The sequence below is a fragment of the Gilliamella sp. Nev3-1 genome (assembly GCF_001690435.1).
GTDB lineage: Bacteria > Pseudomonadota > Gammaproteobacteria > Enterobacterales > Orbaceae > Gilliamella > Gilliamella apicola_C.
Genome location: NZ_LZHN01000091.1, coordinates 1 through 2,293, shown reverse-complemented (window position 1 = coordinate 2,293; position 2,293 = coordinate 1). Strand labels below are relative to the sequence as shown.

3 protein-coding genes and 1 pseudogene are annotated in these 2,293 nt (G+C 37.8%); 1 reads left to right on the top strand and 3 read right to left on the bottom strand.

Annotated features, from left to right (window positions below; all coding sequences use genetic code 11):
* Positions 1 to 1,049, bottom strand: a protein-coding gene (locus A9G40_RS14050) for an IS3 family transposase (RefSeq protein WP_442902727.1) whose coding sequence is annotated in 2 segments (ribosomal slippage) — positions 1 to 806 and positions 806 to 1,049 — 1,050 coding nt annotated over the 2 segments. Because the reading frame shifts where the segments join, the coding sequence is not laid out codon by codon here. This gene is flagged as partial in the annotation.
* A gap of 300 nt (positions 1,050 to 1,349) precedes the next feature.
* Between A9G40_RS14050 and A9G40_RS15150 the strand changes: the two genes are divergently transcribed.
* Positions 1,350 to 1,526, top strand: coding sequence for a hypothetical protein (locus A9G40_RS15150; RefSeq protein ID WP_176700517.1), 177 nt, complete (start codon positions 1,350 to 1,352; stop codon positions 1,524 to 1,526).
* Here the strand turns inward: A9G40_RS15150 and A9G40_RS15960 are convergent.
* Together A9G40_RS15960 and A9G40_RS14040 are read right to left on the bottom strand one after the other, a co-directional pair.
* Positions 1,509 to 1,703: pseudogene (locus tag A9G40_RS15960) on the bottom strand (integrase core domain-containing protein); the annotation flags it as partial. The gene A9G40_RS15150 and the pseudogene A9G40_RS15960 sit on opposite strands and share 18 nt — an antisense overlap.
* Before the next feature lie 12 nt (positions 1,704 to 1,715).
* On the bottom strand, positions 1,716 to 2,293 hold a 578-nt coding region (locus A9G40_RS14040), incomplete at its 5' end, for a DDE-type integrase/transposase/recombinase (RefSeq protein WP_141675283.1).

The window sequence follows — 2,293 nt, the reverse complement described above, 5'->3', positions numbered from 1 at the left end:
CGGTGTCATGTTATTTAATGCCTCATGCGGTCTTTCGGTGTTATAAATCGTTAACCATTCTTCGGTTATTCTCCTTGCTTGTGCTAAGTTGTTAAAAAGATATAAATCGAGTACTTCAGTACGATAGGTACGATTAAATCGTTCAATATAACCATTTTCATAAGGGCTACCGGGCTGGATATAATCAATGGCTATATCATGTGATTTAGCCCAGTTTATAAAGGTTTTTCCTGTAAATTCTGGTCCATTATCGACGCGTATTTTTAACGGATAACCATGATACTCCGCCAATTTATCCAAATAACGAGTCACTCTACCTGCGGGTAAACTCACACCAATATCAATACCTAATGCCTCACGATTAAAGTCATCGATGACATTGAATGTCCTAAAGCGACGTTGATTACGACTACTGTCACTCATAAAATCCATTGACCAACATTCACCTTGTTTATTGGGGGCTAATAACCTTTCCGGGCATCGTGGAGGAATGCGTTTTTTACGCTTTACCCTGAGATTAAGCTTTAATTCACAATACACCCGATATACCCGTTTATGATTCCATTGATAGCCGAGCTTTCTGATACGATTAAAACATTTAGGAAAGCCCCAGCGTAAATGCCGGTCTGTGATAGCATTCAACACCGAAACAATCACCGAATCATCCTGTAACTTAGCTTGATAATAGTAAGCACAACGGCTTAAACCAACAATGGCACAACTCATAGCAATAGTAACTGAATGATTTTGTTGTAGTTGCTGTGCCCACGTTTTACGTGCCCCTGTTGGCACTAAAGCTTTTTTATGATTTCTTCCTGAAGCTGGGATTTTAAGCTCAGTTCGGCAAACATCTGCTTAAGCTTGCAGTTTTCAGCCTCCAGCTCCTTTAAGCGTTTAATATCCGACGTTTCCATACCGCCGTATTTTTCTCGCCACTTATAGAAAGTTGAATTACCCATGCCATATTTGCGACAGAGTTCCTTGACAGGAATACCTGCTTCAGCTTCTTTTAAAATAGCGACGATTTGATGTTCAGTCATTTTTTTCATAATTAAATCCTCTTTTACTTTTATCATAGAGAATTTTCTACTTTTTGGCTGTACTATTTTAGGGGATAGTTACAGTATCAGTATGCGACTAATGGATTGACTTGGATAGATCCGTAGGGATTATCATGCAAAGTACGATTCAAAATATGAAAGAGAGGTGATGCTATCGATAAGTCATTGCCTAATGGTGATACCTCTTCATGGAATGTAGTAAGAACCAGATATTGGAAGTCTTCGTGAGGCTACTAGAGAATAGCATGCGGCTCTTGATAAATTTAGACAGCTAGGAGGTAATAAAAAATGAACTCTATAGATATTATAAAAAATTATTTGGAAGGGTCACTTTCTCCGCAGGATTTTCAAAAAGAACTTTATTACAATAAGGATATGGAAAATCTTTTATCTAAGGAAACTCAAATTGTAAATACCCCAAACTTAGTACACAACTCACGTAGAAAATTAAGCTGCCTGTTTTAATATTTTATATTCGAGCGGTGTCATGTTATTTAATGCCTCATGCGGTCTTTCGGTGTTATAAATCGTTAACCATTCTTCAGTTATTCTCCTTGCTTGCGCTAAGTTGTTAAAAAGATATAAATCGAGTACTTCAGTACGATAGGTACGATTAAATCGTTCAATATAGCCATTTTGATAAGGGCTACCGGGCTAGATATAATCAATGGTTATATCATGTGATTTAGCCCAATTTATGAAGGTTTTTCCTGTAAATTCTGGTCCATTATCGACGCGTATTTTTAATGGATAGCCATGATATTCAGCCAGTTTATCTAAGTAACGGGTAACTCTCCCTGCTGGTAAGCTTACTGCAATATCAATACCTAACGCCTCACGATTAAAGTCATCGATGACATTGAATGTCCTAAATCGACGTTGATTACGACTACTGTCACTCATAAAATCCATTGACCAACATTCACCTTGTTTATTGGGGACTAATAACCTTTCCGGGCATCGTGGAGGAATGCGTTTTTTACGCTTTACCCTGAGATTAAGCTTTAATTCACAATACACCCGATATACCCGTTTATGATTCCATTGATAGCCGAGCTTTCTGATACGATTAAAACATTTAGGAAAGCCCCAGCGTAAATGCCGGTCTGTGATAGCATTCAACACCGAAACAATCACCGAATCATCCTGTAACTTAGCTTGATAATAGTAAGCACAACGGCTTAAACCAACAATGGCACAACTCATAGCAATAGTAACTGAATGATTTTGTT